Origin of the sequence: Sphingomonas montana (assembly GCF_001956315.1) — a bacterium.
GTDB classification, from domain to species: domain Bacteria; phylum Pseudomonadota; class Alphaproteobacteria; order Sphingomonadales; family Sphingomonadaceae; genus Sphingomonas_R; species Sphingomonas_R montana.
In genome coordinates, this window is sequence record NZ_MOLY01000030.1 from 20696 (window position 1) to 41685 (window position 20990).

Annotated in this window: 15 protein-coding genes; 7 read left to right on the plus strand and 8 right to left on the minus strand. The window is 66.4% G+C overall.

Annotated elements, in window-relative coordinates:
- The first annotated feature begins 44 nt into the window (after nt 1-44).
- Nucleotides 45-1064 carry a PAS domain-containing protein gene (locus BKY59_RS08640; protein ID WP_076070667.1) on the plus strand — a complete coding sequence of 340 codons (1020 nt, stop codon included), beginning with the start codon at nt 45-47 and terminating at the stop codon, nt 1062-1064.
- A gap of 259 nt (nt 1065-1323) precedes the next feature.
- The gene (locus tag BKY59_RS08645; protein ID WP_076070800.1) at nt 1324-5970 is read left to right on the plus strand and encodes an NAD-glutamate dehydrogenase domain-containing protein; all 4647 of its coding nucleotides are present in this window, start codon (nt 1324-1326) and stop codon (nt 5968-5970) included.
- Between the two features lie 226 nt (nt 5971-6196).
- Here BKY59_RS08645 and BKY59_RS08650 read toward each other — a convergent pair whose 3' ends face one another.
- The 5 genes from BKY59_RS08650 to BKY59_RS08670 form a co-directional block, all read right to left on the minus strand.
- Nucleotides 6197-6424 carry a ribbon-helix-helix domain-containing protein gene (locus tag BKY59_RS08650; protein ID WP_076070669.1) on the minus strand — a complete coding sequence of 76 codons (228 nt, stop codon included), beginning with the start codon at nt 6422-6424 and terminating at the stop codon, nt 6197-6199.
- A gap of 11 nt (nt 6425-6435) precedes the next feature.
- On the minus strand, nt 6436-7158 hold the full coding sequence (phbB, locus tag BKY59_RS08655) for an acetoacetyl-CoA reductase (RefSeq protein ID WP_076070671.1): 723 nt from the start codon (nt 7156-7158) through the stop codon (nt 6436-6438).
- 30 nt (nt 7159-7188) lie between these two features.
- Nucleotides 7189-8196 carry a ferrochelatase gene (gene hemH, locus BKY59_RS08660; RefSeq protein WP_076070673.1) on the minus strand — a complete coding sequence of 336 codons (1008 nt, stop codon included), beginning with the start codon at nt 8194-8196 and terminating at the stop codon, nt 7189-7191.
- A gap of 72 nt (nt 8197-8268) precedes the next feature.
- Nucleotides 8269-10476 (minus strand): xanthine dehydrogenase family protein molybdopterin-binding subunit, encoded by a 2208-nt coding sequence (locus BKY59_RS08665; RefSeq protein WP_076070675.1) that lies wholly within the window; start codon nt 10474-10476, stop codon nt 8269-8271.
- A gap of 97 nt (nt 10477-10573) precedes the next feature.
- Nucleotides 10574-12271, minus strand: coding sequence for a class I adenylate-forming enzyme family protein (locus BKY59_RS08670; protein ID WP_076070678.1), 1698 nt, complete (start codon nt 12269-12271; stop codon nt 10574-10576).
- Between the two features lie 70 nt (nt 12272-12341).
- Here BKY59_RS08670 and lgt point away from each other — a divergent pair, with 70 nt between their 5' ends.
- The 4 genes from lgt to BKY59_RS08690 all read left to right on the plus strand — a co-directional run bounded on the left by lgt (nt 12342) and on the right by BKY59_RS08690 (nt 15809).
- A complete protein-coding gene (lgt, locus tag BKY59_RS08675; RefSeq protein WP_076070680.1) occupies nt 12342-13232 on the plus strand; it encodes a prolipoprotein diacylglyceryl transferase in 891 nt (296 codons plus the stop codon).
- 46 nt (nt 13233-13278) lie between these two features.
- Complete coding sequence (locus BKY59_RS08680; protein WP_083672007.1) at nt 13279-14247, plus strand: class I SAM-dependent methyltransferase; 969 nt, start codon at nt 13279-13281, stop codon at nt 14245-14247.
- A gap of 64 nt (nt 14248-14311) precedes the next feature.
- Entirely contained in the window at nt 14312-15193 is an 882-nt protein-coding gene (locus BKY59_RS08685) for a dienelactone hydrolase family protein (protein WP_076070684.1), read from the plus strand.
- Nucleotides 15194-15221: 28 nt separating this feature from the next.
- The gene (locus BKY59_RS08690; protein ID WP_076070686.1) at nt 15222-15809 is read left to right on the plus strand and encodes a glutathione S-transferase N-terminal domain-containing protein; all 588 of its coding nucleotides are present in this window, start codon (nt 15222-15224) and stop codon (nt 15807-15809) included.
- 58 nt (nt 15810-15867) lie between these two features.
- Here BKY59_RS08690 and BKY59_RS08695 read toward each other — a convergent pair whose 3' ends face one another.
- The gene (locus BKY59_RS08695) at nt 15868-16593 is read right to left on the minus strand and encodes a Bax inhibitor-1/YccA family protein (protein ID WP_076070688.1); all 726 of its coding nucleotides are present in this window, start codon (nt 16591-16593) and stop codon (nt 15868-15870) included.
- Between the two features lie 214 nt (nt 16594-16807).
- Here BKY59_RS08695 and BKY59_RS08700 point away from each other — a divergent pair, with 214 nt between their 5' ends.
- Nucleotides 16808-18412, plus strand: coding sequence for a spinster family MFS transporter (locus BKY59_RS08700; protein WP_076070690.1), 1605 nt, complete (start codon nt 16808-16810; stop codon nt 18410-18412).
- A 3-nt stretch (nt 18413-18415) separates the two neighbouring features.
- Here the strand turns inward: BKY59_RS08700 and BKY59_RS08705 are convergent, their stop codons facing one another.
- A complete protein-coding gene (locus BKY59_RS08705) occupies nt 18416-18967 on the minus strand; it encodes a superoxide dismutase family protein (RefSeq protein WP_165374819.1) in 552 nt (183 codons plus the stop codon).
- 761 nt (nt 18968-19728) lie between these two features.
- On the minus strand, nt 19729-20838 hold the full coding sequence (locus tag BKY59_RS08710; protein ID WP_076070693.1) for an OmpA family protein: 1110 nt from the start codon (nt 20836-20838) through the stop codon (nt 19729-19731).
- Between the last annotated feature and the right edge of the window lie 152 nt (nt 20839-20990).

Consider the following 20990-nt stretch of genomic DNA (forward strand, 5'->3'; position numbering starts at 1 on the left):
TTGGGGCATGTCGTCTGTGAAACGCCTGGGGCCGGGACGACGACATGGATACGCTCAACAGCATGGACGCCGGTGTCCGCCGGGACGGGTCGGACGCGGAACCGTCCATGGATCCGCCGCCCGCCATCGGCAAGGACGAGCGGCGGATGCACGTCCGCGCCTATAACTATTGGGCGTCGCTGTTGCAGGGCCGGGTTTTCCCCGCGATCGACGACCTCAACCCGGAGACGATCGGCGACTTCGGTCCGCACGGCGTGCTGCTTGATTTCTCGGCCGGGAACCACGATCCGGCGATCCCCTGGCTGGGGCGTGCGCTGGCGGAGGAAGGGCGTCATGACAACGCCATCACCCGATTGCGCGACGTGCCGGACGGGTCGCTGCTGTCCCGGTTGTCGGATCATTATTCGGACGTCGTTGCCAACCGCGCGCCGATCGGGTTCGAGGCAGAATTCGACAACGTTCACGGCAACCACACGCTCTACCGCGGTATACTGATGCCCTTCTCGTCGGATGGCGCGACGATCGACTATATCTACGGTGTCATCAACTGGAAGGAAGTGGCGGACGCCGCCCTCGTCGCCGGCATTGCAGCGGAGGTCGCCAGCACCACCACCCCACCGAAACGGCCGGTGGCTGCGGCCCCCGCCTGGGCGGACGGCCCCAGCCGCCAGACGAGCGGTGTCATCAGCGACCCAGACGGCGGGACCGACCTGCTGAAAGCGGCGGTCGACGGCGCGGACCTCGCGCGGTCGACCGGCTCGCGCGCCCAGACGGCGTTATACCGTGCGCTCGGGCTGGCCTACGACCTGGCGATTGCCGAAGAGGCGACTGGCGCCGAACCCGCAAACGATCGGACGAGCCGGATCGCCGCGATTGTTGCACGAGTGTTCGGTTCGCACGCGACAATCCGCGAGCGTGCCGACTATTGCGCAGTGCTCGCGTTCGGCATGCGGACGGGGGTCGGCGCAGGCGCGCTCCGCATGGTTCTCGAACAGTATCCGGGCGGGCTGCGCGCGATGGCGCGCGCGGAGCGTCACGCCAGGCGGTCCGGGTTGGCCAACTGACGGCGGCGCTTCCTTCCAAGGATCGGCCTCGCATATCGGGGGGGTAGATACGTACCAATTCGTTGGTGCACGAGGTGATCTCACTCCCTGTCAGACGCCGCGTCCGCCGATCTGGCGCTGTCCGCCGACACGTCGCCTTTCGCCGTTGCGAACGGAACGCCGCCATCTGCCGCGACTTGTATGGCCTTGCCCGCGGGCGCATAGGCTGCCCCAAAACAGACCAGGCGGGCCCGGCCCGCGCTTGAAGGAGCGGACCGCGATGTCCATTCAACCTGAGCCGACCACCTCCGTCGAAAGCCAGCGCGACGCCATCGCCGCAGCCTTGGTAGGCGGCGCCCTGCCCGGCGAAACGGATGGGTTCGACTCCGACGCCCGCCTGTCCGCTGCCAGTTTCGTTGCCGAAGTCGCTGCGCGCCGCTTGCCGGGCGAGGCGGTCGTCCGGATCGAGTCGGCCGGATCGGATGCCGGCCGCCGCCGCATGCGTCTGGTCACGGTCAATGCGGATATGCCCTTCCTGGTCGATTCGATCGCCGGCGCGGTCGCGGCACGCGGGCTGGCCGTGCACCGCCTGCTGCATCCGGTCGTGTCGGTCCGACGGGATTCAGACGGCGTGCTGGATGCGATCCTGCCGCCCGGCACCGCCGGCGAACGCCGCGAATCGATCGTCTACATGGAGATCGAACGCGCCGATGCGCGCGACCGGCGTGGGATCGAGGACGAAATCCGTGCCGTCCTGGCCGATGTCCGCGCTGCGGTGCAGGACTGGCCGAAACTGCAGGTCGCGTTGCGCGACGAAGGCGAACGGATGCCCGATGGGGAGGGGGCGGCGCTGTTGCGCTGGCTGCTCGACCGCCATTTCACGCTGCTGGGTGCCGCGGTGGAAACGCAGGACGGGATCATCAGCGATCCGTTGGGCATCTTGCGCATTGCCCCGCGGATCATCTGGAACGACGCCGACCGCCGCAGCGCCATCGCGCATTTCGAAGGGGGTGGCGAAGCGCCGCTCGTGCTGAAGTCGGACAGCATCGCGACCGTGCACCGTCGTGCCCCGCTGGACCTGATCGTGGTGCCGGTGCGTGACGGCGGCCGTGTCGTTGCGCTGTCGATCCATGTCGGCCTGTGGACCAGTTCCGCCTTGCGCGCGCCGTCCGACAAGGTGCCCGTGCTGCGCGCGCGGTTGTCGGCGCTGGAGGAGAAATACGGGTTCGATCCTGCCGGCCACGCGGGCAAGGCGCTGCGCCATGCGCTGTCCGCGCTGCCGCACGACCTGCTGACCGGGCTGGACCGCAGTTCGCTCGAACGGGTGGCGCTGACCGCCATGTCGCTGGCGGATCGCCCCCGGCCGAAGCTCGTCCTCGTCACCACCCCGCTGCGCCGGCATGTGGTCGCCTTCGTCTGGTTGCCGCGCGACGAACTGACGACGCAACGCCGCGTCGCGGTCACCGACATGATCGCAAGCGCAGTCGGATCGCCACCGGTCAACTGGTCGCTCGATCTGGATGACGGCGATCTGGCGTTGCTGCGCCTGACCTTCGCCAGCACCGAGGCCGGCCTCGTGCCCGACGATGCGGCGCTCGATACGCAACTGGAAACGATGCTGCGTGGTTGGGCACCGGCGATCGAGAGCAGCCTGGCCGCCAGCGAAGGCGCAAGTCGCGGCGCACGCCTGGCGATCACCTATGCCAACGCCTTCCCCATCGGCTATCGCAACCGGACCGACCCTGCGGAAGGCGCGGTCGATATTCTGCGCATGGCGGCGCTTGCCGGCCCCGATGCGCGCGACGTGCGGATCAGCCGCCGCGATGGCGAACCAGCCAGCGCGCTCCACCTGAAGACATACCGGATCGGCGGGATGATTCCGCTGTCCGATGCCGTCCCGGTGCTGGAGAACTTCGGCTTCCGCGTGCTCGGGGAGACCGCGACCGCGCTGGACGAGGGCCGCGCCGGCTACATTCACGATTTCCTGCTCGACGTCGGATCGGGCGAGATCGCCGAACGCATCGCACGCGACGCGGAGGTCGCCGAAACCGCGATCGCCGCGGTGCTTGAAAGCAGGGCGGAAAATGACGAATTCAACACCCTGATCGTCGCGGTCGGCCTGCCACCGCGTGCCGTCGTGCTGCTGCGCGCTTGGTTCCGCTATCTGCGCCAGACCGGACTGTCCTACGGCCTGGCCACCGTGGTCGAGGCGTTGAAACGCGCACCACAGGCGGCGACCGGACTGATCGCACTGTTCGACGCGCTCCACGACCCGGCAGGTTCGGGCGATGCGGACGCGGCCGCGGCTGCGATCGACGCCGCGCTCGCCAATGTCGGTGCGATCGACGACGACCGCATCCTGCGTCGCATCCGCGCCGTGATCCAGGCGACGCTGCGCACCAACGCCTTCTCCCCCGCGGCGGACGAGGCGCTGGCGTTCAAGCTGGAAAGCCGTCTCATCCCCGGCCTGCCCGCCCCCGTGCCGTGGCGCGAGATCTGGGTCTATTCCCCTCGGATCGAGGGTATCCATCTGCGCGGCGGACCGATCGCGCGCGGCGGCCTGCGCTGGTCGGATCGGCGCGACGACTTCCGCACCGAAATTCTCGGTCTGATGAAGGCGCAGGTCGTCAAGAACGCTGTCATCGTGCCGACCGGGGCGAAAGGCGGCTTCTACCCCAAAGCCCTGCCCGCCCCCGGCGATCGCGACGCATGGCTGGCAGAAGGCACCGAAAGCTACCGGATCTTCATCCGGTCCTTGCTGTCCGTCACCGATAACATCGTCGACGGGGCCGTGGTGCATCCCGACGGCGTCACCATCCGCGACGGGGACGATCCCTATTTCGTCGTCGCCGCGGACAAGGGCACCGCGACCTTTTCTGACGTGGCCAACGCCATCGCGGTCGATCACGGCTTCTGGCTTGGCGATGCGTTCGCCAGCGGCGGGTCGCAGGGTTATGACCACAAGGCGATGGGTATCACCGCGAAAGGTGCCTGGGTTTCGGTCCAGCGCCATTTCGCGGAGCACGGCGTCGATGTGCAGACCGATCCGATCATCGTCGTCGGATGCGGCGACATGTCCGGCGACGTCTTCGGCAACGGCATGCTGCTGTCGAAAACGCTTAAGCTGGTCGCGGCGTTCGACCACCGCCACATCTTCCTCGATCCCGATCCGGACCCTGCCGCAAGCTGGACGGAACGCGCGCGTCTGTTCCAGCTGCCGCGCTCGTCCTGGGCCGACTATGACACGGCGCTGATTTCCCCCGGCGGCGGCATCTTTCCGCGGTCGCAGAAAGCCATTCCCTTGTCGCCCGCGGTCCGCGCCGTCCTCGACGTGACGGAGGAAACGCTCGATCCCGCCGCGCTGATCGCGGCGATCCTGAAGGCGCCTGCCGACCTGCTCTGGTTCGGCGGCATCGGCACCTATGTGAAGGCGGCGTCCGAAAGCAACGCCGAGGTCGGCGATCCAGCCAATGACGCCAACCGCGTCGATGCGGAACGGCTGCGCGTCAAGGCCATTGGCGAAGGCGCGAACCTGGGCCTGACCCAGGCCGGACGCATCGCGTTCGCGGCGCGCGGCGGACGGATCAACACCGACTTCATCGACAACTCGGCCGGCGTCGATTGTTCGGATAACGAGGTCAACATCAAGATCGCGCTGAACCGCGAGATGAACGAGGGGCGGCTGGGCTTCGACGACCGCAACGCGTTCCTCGCATCGATGACCGACGATGTCGCGGCGATCGTGCTGGAGGATAACCGGCTCCAGACGCTGGCATTGTCGCTGGCGGAACGCGGGGGTGCCGCGGCGCTGCCCAGCTATGTGCGCGTCATCGAAACGCTCGAATCGATGGGTCGGCTCGACCGCGCGGTCGAAGGTCTTGGCGGGAACGAGGATTTGCTCCGTCGCGCGCAGGACGATCACGGCCTGACCCGCCCGGAACTCGCCGTGCTGCTCAGCCATGGCAAGCTGGCGTTGCAGGCCCGCATCGAGAAGGCGAACTTCGCGCAGGATCCCGCACTCCGCCCGCTGCTCCACGCCGCCTTCCCCAAGGCGATGCGAGACCGGTTCGCTGATGCGATCGACCAGCACCGCCTGCGTCCAGAAATCATCGCCACCAAGATGGCGAACCGGGTCGTCAACCGGCTCGGTATCGTCATCCCGTTCGAACTGGCGGAGGAGGAGGGCGTCAGCATCGCCCAGGTCGCCGCGGCCTATTTCGCCGCGGATGCGATCTTTGGGTTCGAGGAAGTCTGGCACCGGATCGAAACCGAACCGCTGGCAGAGGATGCGCGACTGATGCTGTTCCGCGTGATGGCCGGCATCGCCCGCTTGCATCTGGCCGACCTGATCCGCATCGCTGCCACCGAAACCGGTCCCGGCCCGATGATCGAGCGCCTGTCACCCGGCATCGGCAGGTTGGATGCGGCGGTCGAAGCCCTGCTGCGCGACGAGGCCCGGTCACAGTCGGCGGCCCTCCGCGCGCTGATCGGTGGATATGGAGCGGACCCGGCGTTGATCGACCGCATCGTGCGACTTGCTGAACTGGACGGCGCAATCGGGACTGCAACGCTGGCTGCCGACACCGGTGTGGACGAGGTGTCTGCGACGGGTGCCTATGTCCGGCTGGGTGAAGCACTTGGGCTTGACTGGGCGAAGTCCGCCGCGATCCGCTTCGTCGCCACCGACCCGTGGGAACGGCTGCTCACCGCTGGTCTTGCCCGCGACTTCGAACAGCTCCGGCTCGATTTCCTCGAACGTCAGCGTAATCCCAATCCGCTGGCGCTCGTCGACGGCTGGCTTGACACGCATCGCAACCGCGTCCTGCAATTCCGCGCGCTGATCGACCGCGCACGCGCCGCCCCGGTCCCGACCGCGGCGATGCTGGCCCAGATCGCTGGCCAGGCACGCGTGCTGCTGGCCCGCTGACGGAAGGCGGAGCGACCGTTACTTAAAGCCCTCCCCCCATCGGGGGGAGGGTTGGGTGGGGGGCTTAGGCTAGAAAGACCTTACCTTAAGCCAAGCCCCCCGCGCCGGCCCTCCGCTGGTGGGCGGAGGGAGCGGGTCCTGCATAGCGAAGACAACAGTATCCCGGCACAGACCGGGGCCTAGGTGAAACCGTTCCGCCTAGGCCCCGGCCCGCGGCGGGGAACTCTCATCTGTCGCATAGAGCCCGCTCGAACAACCAGACCCGCAACGCACTCGTGAGGTTCGGCGGATCGACCGCCTCGATCCGCACGGCATCGATCTGCGCCACCAGTGCATTGACCGGGATGCCGGCATCCACGGCGGCACGGTCCAGCGCCGTCCAGAACACCGGCTCCAACGAAACGGACGTCGCGTGGCCAGCGATCGTCACAGAACGCTTTACCGGCCCCGCCACGTCACACAGCCTCAATACATATGCTGCCCACCGTTGATCGACAGTGTCGATCCGGTGACGAACCCGGCGTCTTCGCCGCAGAGGAATGCGACGCCGCGAGCAATCTCGCCCGCCTGCCCTAGCCGCCCGACCGGCACCTTGGCGACGATCTTGGCCAATACGTCGGCCGGCACTGCCGCCACCATGTCGGTATCGATATAGCCGGGGGCGATCGCGTTGACGGTGACACCGAACCGCGCGCCTTCCTGCGCCAGCGCCTTGGTGAATCCGTGGATCCCCGACTTGGCGGCCGCATAGTTCACCTGGCCATATTGCCCGGCCTGCCCGTTGATCGATCCGATGTTGACGATCCGCCCCCACCCGCGATCCTTCATGCCGGCGAAGGTCGCCTTGGCCATGTTGAAACAACCGCCGAGGTTGGTGTCGATCACTTCCTTCCACGCCTCGTACGTCATGCGCAGCAGCGTACCGTCGCGGGTGATGCCGGCGTTGTTCACCACGACGTCGACTGGGCCGAGCGCGGCCGCGACTTCGGCTACGCCGTCGAGGCATGCCTGATGGTCCGACACATCCCAGCGGAACGCCGGGATGCCGGTCCGTTCGGTAAAGGCCCGCGCCCGTTCGTCATTGCCTGCATAATTTGCGGCGACGGTCATGCCCGCCTCTTGCAACGCAAGGCTGATTGCCTCGCCGATGCCACGCGTTCCTCCGGTAACGATTGCGACGCGTGCCATATCTCTCTCCTGCTTTTGGTTTCCGCCACGTTAAGCGGGCCGCATCCACCCTTCAAGTTCCCGCGCGACAAGTTTTTCGAGCAGCGCGACGCCGACCGCACTGTCGTTCAGGCATGGCAGATAGGCGAACCGTTCGCCGCCGGCCTCCTCGAACGTCTCGCGCCCGCGGATCGCCATTTCCTCCAGCGTCTCCAGGCAGTCTGCCGAAAAACCTGGTGCCACGACCGCGACCGAGCGAACACCCTGCGCCGGCAATGCCGCCAGCGTCAGATCAGTCGCCGGCTCCAGCCACTTGGCCGGCCCGAACCGCGACTGGAACGCGATGGTGATCGGTCGCCCCATCGCCTCCGCCAATAGTCGCGCGGTCTTCTGGCATTGGCAGTGATACGGGTCGCCCAGCGCCAGCGTCCGCTTCGGCATCCCGTGAAAGCTGGCGATGATCCGTTCTGGCTCGAAATCCAGCGTCGCGAGGCCGGCCTCGATCGACGTTTGCAAAGCGGCGATATAGTCGGGATCGTCATGATAGGGCGGCATCGTCCGCAGCGCCGGCTGCCACCGCATACCCGCCAGCACGGCGAACGCCTGATCGTTGGCGGTCGCGGTCGTGGCGGCACAATATTGCGGATAAAGCGGCGCGAGCAGGATCCGTTCGCAGCCCGCCGCCTTCATCGCGGCCAACCGGTCCGGGATCGACGGGTTCCCGTACCGCATCGCATGATCGACCAGCACGTCCGGGCCGAACCGGCCCTTCAGGGCCTGCGATTGTGCCGTCGTGATGGCCTGCAACGGCGATCCGTCCTCGCGCCAGACCTGGGCGTAGGCATGCGCCGACTTCTTCGGCCGGACGTTCAGGATGACGCCGCGCAGGATCGGCTGCCACAGCAACGACGGGATCTCGATGACCCGCTTGTCGGACAGGAACTGCCCCAGATAGCGCTTGACCGATTTCGCGTCGGGCGCGTCGGGCGTCCCCAGGTTCATCAGCAAGACGCCGATGCGCGGCTTCGGGATCGGTGGATGGTCGGGCGGCATGGTCATGCCGTTCTAGGTAGTCGCTCGGCGCACCGAAGAAAGCGGTAATAGCCGATTACTGTAAGCATGATCCCATCGTTACACCTTCAGTGGCAACGCATGGCGCCGGTGCCCCAGCGTCGCCAGCGCGTTGGCGATCGCCGGCGCGACCGGCGGCACCGCGATCTCTCCCACCCCGCCGGGCGCGGCTGCGCTGCCGATCAGTTCCACGACGATCTCCGGCGTGTCGGCCAGCAGCGGAAGCGACAATCCATCGAAATTCCGCTGTTCCGGCACCCCGGCGACATAATCGATCGTATCGCCCAGCGTGGCGGCAATACCCCACATTATCCCGCCCTCGATCTGCGCCCGCACCATGTCGGGATGGATCAGCCGACCGGCATCGACCACTGCCGTAATCCGCTCGATCCGGATCCGCGCGCCGTCCAGCGCGACCTGCGCCACGATCGCGACATGCGATCCGAAACTGGAATGCGCCGCGATCCCCTGCCCCGACCCGCCCCCCCCGCCGTCCCATTCGCCCAGCGCGGTAGCGGTCGACAGGCACCGTGCCAGCCGCGGTTGCGCACCCAGCATGCCGATCCGATAGGAGAACGGGTCCGCCCCGCTCCGCACCGCCAGCATATCGACGAAACACTCGGTGAAGAACGCGGTGTAGCTATGCGCGACGCCGCGCCACATGCCCGTCTCGATACCGACCGAAACCGGCAGATGGTCGACCGCCAGCGCCGGTATGGCATAAGGCGGCACGGCCCCCGCCACCGCCGCACGCTCCGCCCCGCCCGGATCACCCGCCAGTCGCGGCATCATCCGCGCCACCACCTCGCCACCGCTGGACGGCGTGGCGATCCGCGCCTGCCATCCAAGGATCGTCCCGCCGGCACCCAGCCGGGCCGCAAGCTGGGCCTGCGCCGGCGGGCGGTTACGGCTGCGCATCGTCTCCTCCGCACGCGACCAGACAAGTTGCACCGGTCGGCGCATCCGGATCGCGATCAGTGCCGCCTGCACGGCGGCGTCGTTGTCCACCTTGCGGCCGAAACCGCCACCGATCGGCATCGGATAGACGACGATATCGGCCGCCGCGAACCCCGTCGCCCGCGCCACCGCATCGCGCGATGCGGCCAGCGCCTGGGTTGGCATCCAAATTTCCAGCCGGCTGCCGATGACCCGCGCCGTCGCGGTCAGCGTCTCCATCGGTGCATGCGCCGCGAACGGGACGGTGAACTGCGCGGTCAGCAGATGCGCGCCAGCGACTACGGACTCCAGATCGCCGGTCGACGCATAACGTATGCCGGCTCCACTCTTCAGCGCGGTCGCCAACGCGCGATCGACCGACGCGCCGTCCGGCACGTCGCCTTCCGCTCCGAACCGCGGGTCGATCGCGTCCAGCCCGCGGTTTGCCGCCCACCAGTTGGTCGCGACGACCGCCACCCAACCGGGGTTTTGGATCACCGCCTTCACGCCCGGAACACGCTTACCCGCCGCCACCGAAACACCGCTCAGCCGCGCCGTCCCCGCGGGTGCGCCGCGCACCGACGCGTACAGCATGTCGGGCAGCCGGACGTCGCCGGCGAACCGGATCGAGCCATCGACCTTGGCCGGCAGGTCGATCCGCGGCACGCTCCGGCCGGACAGGCCACCCGCGCCGGGCGTCCGCATCGTCAGCGTCGCGGGCAGCGTCAGCCGCGCCGCTTCCGCCGCCAGTTCGCCGAAGCGCAGCCGGTCCTCCCCGCGGACGACGAAACCGTCCCGGGTATCGCATGCCTGCCAATCGATGCTCCAGCGCCGCGCCGCCGCCATGCACAACAATGTGCGCGCGCCCGCCCCCGCCGCCCGGTATCGCGCCTCGAACCCGCGCACCGAACTCGATCCGCCGGTCAGCATGAACGCGGTCCGTCCAGCCAGCTCCCGGCCGACCCGCCCGGCGACGCCGGCCAGGGCATGCGGCGCGGCCTCGCGCGCGGCTTCCGTCATCAGGAAATCATTGGCGTAAAGCGGGTTGATCGGCGCGGGCTCTACCGACACCGTCCGCCAGTCAGCGCCCAGTTCGTCCGCCAGCATCTGCGGCAGCGCGGTCCACACGCCCTGACCCATCTCGGCCTGCGGCACCACGACTGCGACATGCCCATCGACGCCGATCTTAACGAACCCGTCAAAGATCGTCTCGCCCGGTGCCGCGAGCAGGTTGTGGCGATAGCGTCGTGGCCAGACGCCCCAGCCGACCAGCAATCCCGTCCCTATGCCACCGGCCACGAGCAGGTTCCGGCGGCTGATCCTAGCGTCCATTTCGGTGGAATAGCGTCAAGCCGACACCGAAGGAATAGTCTCGGGCAAGGACATAACGGTAGGGACTATCGTCCGGGCATCGCAACGCCCGACCATATTACCCCGTTGCCGGCATTCCCCCATACGCGCTGCGCAGGGCCTTCTTGTCGATCTTGCCGGTTCCGAGCTTGGGCAGCGGATCGGCAGAAAACCAGGTCCGTTCCGGCAACTTGAACTTCGCCAGCCGCGGCGTCAGGAAATGGCTCAGGTCCTGCGCCGACAGCATGCCATGTTCGGCCAGATGCACCACCGCCCCCGGCACTTCCCCCAACCGGTCGTCCGGCAGGCCGAAGACACACGCTTCCGCGACCGCGGGATGCGCGTAGATCGCCGCTTCCACTTCCTGGCAGCTGATATTCTCTCCGCCGCGAATGATGATGTCCTTTGCCCGATCGACGATGAACAGATATCCGTCCGGATCGAGATACCCGATATCGCCGGTCAGGAAATATGGCCCGCTGAACGCTGCCGCGGTCGCGTCCGGGTTGTTCCAGTATCCGCGGAAATTGGCACGCGAGCGGATGCCGATCTCGCCCCGCTCCCCCGGCGGGACGACGGCGCCGTCCTCGTCCAGGATCGCGACATCGACAAAGGGCGCCTGCGGCTTGCCGGTTGACGCCGGCTTGGCGACATAGTTGTTTCGGAAATTGGTACACCCAACCGCGTTCGTCTCGGTCAGGCCGTATCCGAGCATGGGCGCGCTACCCGGAAAGCTCTCGATCAGCCGGCCGACATGCGACACCGGCCGCGCCGCCCCGCCCGCCCCGATGTCCAGCAACGACGACGTATCATGCAGATCGCGGTCCGGATGCTGCATCAGCTCCAGGCTCATCGTCGGCACGCCGACGAAATATGTCACATTTTCCGCCGCAATCAGGCGCAACGCTTCGCCCGCGTCCCATTTGTGCATCAGCACCATCGTCCGCCCGATCGCAAAACTGTTCAGCATCACCGGCACTGCGCCCGTGACGTGGAACAGCGGCACCGCGACCAGCGTCGTCGGCTCATGGCGCGGCGGGCGGCCATCGGCCACCATCAGCTGCAACAGCGACGCGGTATAGGCCAGGAAGGTGTACGTCGCCGTCACGACCGCGCGATGATCCGAAACCGCGCCCTTGGCGACGCCCGTCGATCCGGACGTGAACAGGATGGTCGCATCGTCCTCCGGCGCCACTGCCGGGCGCGGTCCCTCCGCGACATCGTCGATCAACGGCTGCAACGCGTCGGGAAGGGCCGCCTCGATCGGCAGGACGACCGTCGGCACGGAAACTCCGGCGGCTGCGATCCGTCGGCCACGTTCGGCATCGGCGATCACCAGCGTGGGTGCACAAAGCGCGATACCGCCGGCCAGCTCGTCCGGCTGCCACCATCCGTTGACCAGCGTGGCGATCGCCCCCGCTTTCACCGCGCCCATATAGAGCGCGATCCATGAGGGGCAGTTCCGCATCGCGATCGCGATCCGGTCGCCCTTTGCGACACCCCACCCGCCGCTGAACGCCGCCGCCAGCCGGTCGGACCACTGGTCCAGTTCCCGGAATGTCAGCCGTTCCGTGCCCGCCACCACCGCCATCTTTTCCGCATGCAGTGCGCAGAAGTGGGCGAAGAACGCGACCAGCGTGCCGGGTGCGCCGGGTACGATGGCCTCGCCCGGGATCAGCGCGCCGCTGCCCGTAGTGGGGGCTGCGATCAGCGGGCCGTGCGCACCGGTAATTCCATCGATCGCGGATTCGACGCGGCTGTCGAGCTCGCTCGCCATAACATTCTCTCGCTCTCTTTTCGTTTCTAGTTGCGCCCTTTATGAGGGTCGAAATCGCCGGGGAAAAGCCTTGATCCTGAACCTCCTCGCCGACGCTACGGCAGCCTTGGATTTCTCTTCGCTCGGGCTGTCCCCGATCGCACTGGACCTCGGAACGTGGCGTATCGGCGGCTTCTCCATGCATCCGCAGGTGCATTGGTACTCGCTCGGCTACATCGCCGGAATCATGTTCGGCTACTGGTATCTGACGCGTCTGCTGCGCCAGCCCGGCGCGCCGATGGCCAAGCGCCATGCGGAGGACCTCGTCTTCTACGCCACGATCGGCATCCTCGCGGGCGGCCGGCTGGGCTACATCCTGTTCTACAAACCCGAAATCCTGCGCAACCCGATCGAGATCCTGTATCTGTGGCAGGGCGGGATGTCGCTCCACGGCGGGTTGATCGGGACGATCATCGCCATCCTGCTGCTGGCGCGGAAGAACGGGCTGAGTGCGCTTCGTGTCTGTGACTATGTCGCCGTATGCACGCCACCGGCGCTCGGACTCGTTCGGCTCGCGAACTTCGTCAATGGCGAGTTGTGGGGCCGCCCCACCACCTTGCCGTGGGGCGTCATCTTCCCTCGCACGGAAGACGGCATCCCGCGCCACCCGTCGCAACTTTACGAGGCCGCGCTCGAAGGCGTCCTGCTGTTCGTCGTCCTGAACGTCCTGTTCTGGCGGACGGATGCCCGCTACAAGCCCGGCTTCCTGGTCGGCAGCGGGCTGCTTGGCTACGGGATCATCCGGTTCCTGGTCGAACTGGTTCGGCAACCGGACGCCGGCCTCGAACATCTCAGCTGGGGCCTCACCATGGGTCAGACGCTCAGCGTGCCGATGCTGGCCGCGGGCCTATATCTGATGGCGACGGCCGCCGGACGCCGGGTACGCGTGGAACCGATCGTCGGGAGTGAGAGCGTCGCCTGATACGCTCGCCGATCGGCTCGCCGCCGCGATCGCCGCCGACGGCCCCATGCCGATCGACCGGTGGATGGACGCCGCGAACAGCCATTATTACGCGACACGCGACCCGCTCGGCACATCCGGCGATTTCACGACCGCGCCAGAAATCAGCCAGATGTTCGGGGAACTGGCCGGCCTCTGGCTGGCCGACCTCTGGGACCGCACCGGTCGTCCGCCCGCGGCCTATGTCGAACTCGGCCCCGGCCGCGGTACGCTCGCGGTCGATGCCCTCCGCGCGATGCGCACGGCTGGGTTGGTCCCGTTCGTCCATCTGGTCGAAACCAGTCCCGCGCTGCGCGCGGCGCAGGCCGAGCGGTTGCCGGGCGCGCACTGGCATACCGACGTCACTACCCTGCCTGCGGACTGCGCACTGCTCGTCGTCGCCAACGAGTTCTTCGATGCACTGCCGATCACTCAGGCGATCCGGACGGTCGATGGTTGGCGCGAACGCGTCGTGATCGACAACGACGGTGAATTTGCGTTTGCGATCGGCGACCCGGTCGCCGGCCCGAAAAATGCGCCGGACGCAGCGATCGTCGAAAACCGCCCCGTCGCCGGTGCCATCCTGTCCGCGCTGGCGCCCCGGATCGCATGCCAGGGCGGTAGCCTGCTGACCATCGACTATGGCTATCCCGGCCCGGCCTTCGGCGACACGCTCCAGGCCGTCCGGGCGCACCGCTTCGTCGATCCGCTCGTAACGCCGGGCGATACAGACCTGACAGCCCATGTCGATTTCACGGCCCTCGCCGCCGCGGCCGCGCCGCTGGTCGCGTCCGGCCCGGTGGATCAGGGGGAATGGCTGCTGCGCCTGGGCATCGCGACCCGTGCGGCCGCGCTTGCCCGCGCCACGCCGGACCAGGGCGAAACGATCGCCGCCGCTTATCGCCGGCTCACCGCCCCCGATGCGATGGGGCATTTGTTCAAGGTGCTCGCCCTCACCGCACCCTCCTGGCCCGAACCCGCCGGGCTGCGCGGATAGCCGACATCTTGCCACCGTCATAGGAAAGAGGGACGATAGCCCATCACCCGAACGGAGACGCCGCATGGATCCCGACGACCTGAAGGCCCGCGCGATCGCGCTGCACGATCGCTTCACCCATGAGACGCACGACCGTCGCGCTTTCATGGCTGATCTGGCGCGACTGGCGGGCGGGACCGCAGCCGCCGGCGCGCTGCTCGCCACGATCGGCGCGAACCCCGCCGCCGCTGCGGTCGTCGCGGCCGACGACAAGCGGCTGAAGACCAGCAACGTCCGCTGGACGGTGGGCGCCGGGCGCACCATGCACGGCTATATGGCACTGCCCGCCAAGGCGCGCGGCCGCCAGCCGGCCGTCATGGTGATCCACGAGAATCGCGGCCTGAACGACTATGTCCGCGATGTCGCACGCCGCGTCGCGCTTGCCGGCTATGTCGCGCTCGCACCAGATTTCCTGTCCGTCGCCGGCGGCACCCCGGCCGACCAGGACGCCGCGCGTGACCTGATCGGCAAGCTTGATCTGCCCCGAACGGTGCAGGACGGGGTCGAAACCCTGCGCTGGCTGCGCGGCAACCGATATGCCAGCGGCAAGGTGGGAGCGGTCGGGTTCTGCTGGGGTGGCGCGATGGTCAATCGGCTGGCGGTCGCCGCCGGGACGGGCCTGACTGCCGGCGTCGCCTATTACGGGCCGGCGCCAGATCCGGCCGAGGCCGCGCGCGTGAAGGCCGCGATGACCCTGCACTATGCCGGGCTGGACGATCGCGTGAACAAGACCGCGCAACCCTGGATCGACGGGCTGAAGGCCGCCGGCGTCCCGGTCGACGCCTATTTCTACCCCGGTGTGAACCACGCATTCTACAACGACACATCGGTCGATCGTTACGACCGGGCGGCGGCGGACCTGTCGTGGCAACGCACCCTCGCGGCATTCAAGGCGCGACTGGCATGACCGGAACGCTCACGCTGTACACCAACCGATGTCGCGTGGCCGCATCGCCCGGTGGATGCTGGAAGAGACGGGCGCGGCCTACGACACCGTCCTCATCGGCTACGACGGTGCGATGAAGGACCCGGCCTATCTGGCGGTCAATCCGATGGGCAAGGTTCCCGCGCTCCGTCACGGCGATACGATCGTCACCGAAACCGCGGCGATCTGCGCGTATCTGGCGGACAGTTTTCCGGACGCTGGTCTCGCGCCGCCGCTGGCGGACCGGGGAGCCTATTATCGCTGGCTGTTCTTCGCCGCCGGCCCGCTGGAGGCCGCGGTGACCAACAGCGCGCTCGGCGCGACATTCGCTGCGGACCGGAGCGCAACGCTCGGTTATGGTTCGCTGGCCGCCACGCTCGATACGCTCGAACAGGCGCTGATCGACCGGACCTACATCGCGGCCGATCATTTCACCGCGGCCGATCTCTATATCAGCGCGCATCTCGGCTGGGGCATGATGTTCGGTAGCATCCCGCCGCGCCCCGCTTTTCAAACCTACCAGACGCGCCTCTACGAGAGACCAGCGCAGTTACGTGCCGCGGCGCTGGACGATGCCGATATACCCGCACAGACCTGACGCAAAAAGGCCCGGTGGATGACTCCACCGGGCCCTTCCTTTGCCTGGGGCCGATGCGTTAGCGACGATCGCCCATGAAGCTCAGGAGGAAGCTGAACATGTTGATGAAGTCCAGATACAGCGTCAGTGCACCCATCACGACGGACTTGCCGACGAAATCCGTACCCTGAACCTGAAAGTACATGCTCTTGATCTTCTGCGTATCATACGCCGTCAGACCCGCAAACAGCAGTACGCCGATCACACTGATGACCATCTGCATCGCCGGCGACTGCAGGAAGATGTTGATGACCATCGCAATCATCAAACCCACGACACCCATGATGAGGAACGTGCCGAAACCGGACAGATCCTTCTTGGTCGTGTAGCCGAACAGGCTCAGCCCGGCGAATGCGCCCGCCGTAGCGAAGAACGTCGTCGCGATCGACGTACCGGTGTAGACGAGGAAGATCGTCGACATCGACAGGCCCATCACCGCGGCGAAGGTCCAGAACAGCGCCTGCGCGGTCGTCGTCGAAAGGCGATTGATGCCGAAGCTCAGCACCATCACGAAAACCAGCGGCGCAAAGATGATCAGGTAACGCAGCGGCGTCGTCATGACCTGCTGCGCCAGTCCACTCGACGCAAAGCCGAGCGCGACCAGACCGGTCAACAGGACGCCGGATGCCATATAGTTGTAGACCGAAAGCATGTAGGACCGCAGCCCTGCATCCCGGGCCGCGGACGCATCCCGGCCTGCCGAGCGCGGCACGGCCGTCGTACGGGGGTCAGACCAATTCGCCATCGCGATATATCTCCAAGATCAGGCGCGAAACGCGCCCTCAAGTCCATAATATCGTCGGAAGACAGCCGAATTTCAAGCCACCGGCCGCTGGGGACTGTGTCAAATCGTTGCTGGCTGCCCCGCTTCTCGCGCTGCAATCGCCGCTTTACGCCCACGTCAATGTCTTGCACACAGTTCGGTACGCGACGGCAATGATCGCGACGGGAGTGGAACGATGGATGGAGCAGCGCGGACGGGCGGCTATCGGTGGTATGTCCTCGGCCTGTTCACGGTCGTCTATGCCTTCAACTTCATCGACCGCCAGATCGTCACGATCCTTGCTCCGTATCTGAAGGCGGATCTCGGGCTGACCGATGCTCAGATCGGCCTGCTGTTCGGCACGGCGTTCGCGTTGTTCTACGCGTTGTTCGGTCTTCCGCTCGCCCGGCTGGCCGATGGCTGGAACCGCGTCCGGACGCTGTCCATCGGTCTTGGTTTCTGGTCCGCGATGACCGCCTTTTCCGGCACGGCCGCAAACTTTGGTCAGCTTGCGCTGGCTCGGGTCGGGGTGGGAGTCGGCGAAGCGAGTGCCAGCCCCTCCGCCTTCTCGATCCTGCAGGACTATTTTCCGAAGGCTCAACGCGCGACCGCGCTCGCCATCTACTCCAGCGGGATCTATCTGGGTGCCGGGGCGTCGCTGATGATCGGCGGTCATATCGTTGCACTCTGGGACAGGCTCTACCCCGCCGGTACTGCGCCATTCGACCTCGCCGGTTGGCAGGCCGCCTATATGGCCGTCGGCCTCCCCGGTCTTTTCCTCGCATTACTGGTGGTGACCACCGTCCGCGAACCGGTCCGCGGTGCCATTGACGGCCATCCACATTCGGGTGATCCGCATCCGTTCCAAGCCGCTTTCCGGGAGCTTGGTACGCTGTTTCCGCCGTTCAGCCTGCTCTCGCTCCGCCGGCTCGGTGCGACGCGCGCGCTGATCCGAACGAACCTCCTGATGCTGGCCGCGATCGTCCTGATCGCAACCGCGGTCGTCTGGCTGACCGACGGTCTGCTGGCACCGGCCAAGCGGGCACCAATTTTTGCCATGGGCAGCACGCAGATCACGACCAACATGGTGCAGTGGGCCGCCATCGCGGTGGGCGCCTATGCCGTCTGCTCGTGGATCCAGTCGATCCGACTCCGCGACCCGGAAGCGACCGAGTTGATGCTCGACTCGCCCAGTTTCGTCGCGGTCGCGATCGCGGGGGGCTTCCTCAGCTTCGGCAGTTACGGACTCAGCGCCTTCATCTATCTTTACGGCAACAGCTATCTTGGAATGGAGCCGGCGGACGGGTTCACGATCGGCGCCATCGCCGCCATCGCCGGGGGTCTTGGAACCACCCTCGGCGGCATGCTCGCCGACGCTGCCCGCCGCCGCCATCCCGGCGGCCGGCTCTATGTCGCGGCCGCAGCGGCTGGTTTGAGTGGGATGCTGACGATCGCCCAGTATCTTATCGACGATCTGACGACCTTCTACGTCCTGAACTTCACCGCCATCCTCTGCCTGACCATGTGGCTCGGTCCGGTCTTCGCGACGGGTCAGGATCATGTCCTGCCCCGCATGCGCGGCACGGCCACCGCGGTCCAGTTTCTGGGGATCAACCTGATCGGCCTTGGCCTTGGCCCCTATTGGGTCGGACTGGTCAGTGACATCACCGGCAGCCTGCGGATTGCGATCCTTAGTGCCGTCGTCCCGATCCCGATCGTGATCGTGCTATTCCTGTTCGCCGCCCGCCGCCTCCCGGCGGCGGAAGCACGCGTGGCGGCATTGGCAGCCGCCACGCGCTGAGCGTCAGGTCGGCGTTACGACGCCGCACGCCAACCGTGCGCCGCTGTTGCCGGACGGATCGGTGCGGTAGTCATCTGCCGCCGCATGGATGATCAGCGCTGCACCATCCGCATCCATCAACGGCGTTGCGCCACCGGTCAGCATCGCGCCTGCCAGTGTGGTTTCCGCGCGGCCGGTACCGTCGGCGCTGATCTCGATGTTTGGCAGGTCGCCACCATGCGGCCCGACACCCGAATCCTTGCCATGCTTCATCGCCGTCGGGTTCCAATGCCCGCCCGCGGTCGTGAAGTCCGGCGCGTCGCAGCGTCCCGTCATATGGAAATGCAGCCCCTTCGGACCGAGCGTCATCCCCATCGCAGTCACCGTCATCTGCAGCCCGGCCGCCGTCTGCCGCAACGATGCGGTTCCCTTCTGCGCGCCCGAGGCATCCAGCAGCATGACCGATGCGCCGGCCGCCGCCATGTCGCCCTGAGGCCGCCCGGTTCCCCCGTCCATCGCACAACCGCTCAACGCCACGATGCATGTCGTCGCAACACCCAAAACCAACCTGTTCATATTCAGCCTCCCAGCCATGCTATGGGGGTTGAACGCGCGCTTGGCAGCCTGGTTGCCAACGCGTACGCCGACGGTGCATCTGCGAGTCCAGCCTTAGCTGGCGATAATGGCCAACCGGCAAACCGCGTAGCCCAGCCGTGAACGCCTTTCGTGAGACCGGACCCTCGTCAAATCACCGCGCTGGCAGGACCGATGCGATACACGCGCGGGTCGGCCCGGATTCGCGTGTTCGTGACAGGACCAGATCATTCGTTCAGGTCCCGGCTCGGGCCGATCCATGAAAGTTGGGACAACCTGGCACGACCCGATTCGAACCAGTGGTGTTCGAGTCGGTCTGCACAGAGCGCGACATTCGCAACAGAATCTCGCTAACCTAGCGCGGATTTGGGCCCGCACCCGAAATTTTTGCTTGAGCAAACCGACTATCCAGATCGCAGCCGGCCATCTCTGCACGTGGAGCAGAAGGAAGCCACTGAAGTCGAATTCCACGTAACATGTGCGGCCCCTCACCAAGGCGAGAGGCCCACCTTTTGCGGGATGCCCCGGACGATACTGCCCTTGGCCCACTCAGGTTTTGAAAACTGGATAGCCACACATCAGTCCTGGCCTGGCTATCGTGTCGTCAAAATGCCCGACCGCCAGAAAGTCGACGAAACGGCAGACACCACTACGCGCATTGCCGCACACACGAAAAAGGCCGGACCCTTGCGGGACCGGCCTCTCCGTTTCGCTGTCCCTGCCCGTAAGCAAGGACAAGAAAATTACATGCCCGAACCCGGACCGTAGGTGATTTCCACGCGACGGTTCTGCGGCTCGCGCACACCATCGGCGGTTTCCACCAGCGGGCGGCTTTCGCCGAATGCTTCGGTCGTGATCGAACCTTCGCCGATGCCCTTACCCGACAGGTAGGACTTCACCGCGTCTGCACGACGCTGCGAAAGGCCGACGTTGTACTGGTCCGAACCCGACTTGTCGGCGTGACCGGCGAGCATGACCGAAGCCGAACCCGAGGTCGCGAACGCCTGTGCGGCGTTGTCGAGGATGGTGGCGGCTTCCGGCGTGATGTCCGACTTGTCCCAATCGAAGAACACGATGAACGGACCGGCCGGGATCGGCGCGACGGGCGCCGGTGCGACTGGCTCAGGCGGCAGCGGCGCAGGCGCCGGAGCCGGCTCGACCGGAGGCAGCGGTGCTGGCTCGCCGAAGTTGAACACCAAGCTGGCGAGCAGCGAGTGCGAACGGAAACGACCTTCCGCTTCCGAACCGTTGCCACCGGTGTAGCGCAGGTTGTCGACGTTGAAGAAACGGTACTTCAGACCGAAATCGACATTGTCGGTGACCGGATAGCGCACGCCGGCAATTGCCTGCCATGCGAAACGCGTGTCGCTGTCGTCAATGGCGTTCAGGCCACCGTTAAAGCGGTAGATGTTTGCCGAGACGCGAGCGATACCCGCACCACCACCGACATACCCGTTCAGGCCGTCGTCGGCACCGAAGTCGAGCAGACCGTTGACCATGAAGCTGAGCGCGTCGGTCGAACCCGAACGCTTGCTCTCGTAACGACCGTTAGGAACGCCGCCGAAGTTCTGCGGAAGACCCGACTTGGTCAGGGCTTCGTTCTCGGCCTTCTTGTAGCCGACTTCGCCTTCGATGCGGATCGGACCGAAGTCGTATCCGACGATGCCGTCGACGTCGAAACCATATTCATGGTCGACGGCCAGGCCGTTGTTGACAGTGCCGATATCGAACTGCGAATCTTCGACGAGCATCGCGCCGCCTTCGATTCCGACATACCAGGCGTTGTCCTTCGCCATGGCAGGCGTCGCGAGCGCCGTGGTAGCAAGCGCGACCGTGATGGCCAGCTTACGCATATAAATCCCCTTTCGTTCGTGTCCCGGAAGGAACCCGTGGTTTTCCTAACTAACCCGACCCCCCCACGCAAGCGTACTGGACCCGGAAGCGTTGCAAAAAGGACACTTAGGCACCAGAAGTGCCACGCTTCCATCCTGCAGACGAGGCCCTT

What these genes read in the sequence shown, in the direction of transcription:
- BKY59_RS08705 (WP_165374819.1), bottom strand. Translation starts at nt 18,967, where the DNA reads ATGAACAGGTTGGTTTTGGGTGTTGCGACGACATGCATCGTGGCGTTG.
- BKY59_RS08690 (WP_076070686.1), top strand. Translation starts at nt 15,222, where the DNA reads ATGTCGCGTGGCCGCATCGCCCGGTGGATGCTGGAAGAGACGGGCGCG.
- BKY59_RS08645 (WP_076070800.1), top strand. Translation starts at nt 1,324, where the DNA reads ATGTCCATTCAACCTGAGCCGACCACCTCCGTCGAAAGCCAGCGCGAC.
- BKY59_RS08680 (WP_083672007.1), top strand. Translation starts at nt 13,279, where the DNA reads ATGCCGATCGACCGGTGGATGGACGCCGCGAACAGCCATTATTACGCG.
- BKY59_RS08700 (WP_076070690.1), top strand. Translation starts at nt 16,808, where the DNA reads ATGGATGGAGCAGCGCGGACGGGCGGCTATCGGTGGTATGTCCTCGGC.
- BKY59_RS08670 (WP_076070678.1), bottom strand. Translation starts at nt 12,271, where the DNA reads ATGGCGAGCGAGCTCGACAGCCGCGTCGAATCCGCGATCGATGGAATT.
- phbB (WP_076070671.1), bottom strand. Translation starts at nt 7,158, where the DNA reads ATGGCACGCGTCGCAATCGTTACCGGAGGAACGCGTGGCATCGGCGAG.
- BKY59_RS08710 (WP_076070693.1), bottom strand. Translation starts at nt 20,838, where the DNA reads ATGCGTAAGCTGGCCATCACGGTCGCGCTTGCTACCACGGCGCTCGCG.
- hemH (WP_076070673.1), bottom strand. Translation starts at nt 8,196, where the DNA reads ATGACCATGCCGCCCGACCATCCACCGATCCCGAAGCCGCGCATCGGC.
- BKY59_RS08685 (WP_076070684.1), top strand. Translation starts at nt 14,312, where the DNA reads ATGGATCCCGACGACCTGAAGGCCCGCGCGATCGCGCTGCACGATCGC.
- BKY59_RS08695 (WP_076070688.1), bottom strand. Translation starts at nt 16,593, where the DNA reads ATGGCGAATTGGTCTGACCCCCGTACGACGGCCGTGCCGCGCTCGGCA.
- BKY59_RS08665 (WP_076070675.1), bottom strand. Translation starts at nt 10,476, where the DNA reads ATGGACGCTAGGATCAGCCGCCGGAACCTGCTCGTGGCCGGTGGCATA.
- BKY59_RS08640 (WP_076070667.1), top strand. Translation starts at nt 45, where the DNA reads ATGGATACGCTCAACAGCATGGACGCCGGTGTCCGCCGGGACGGGTCG.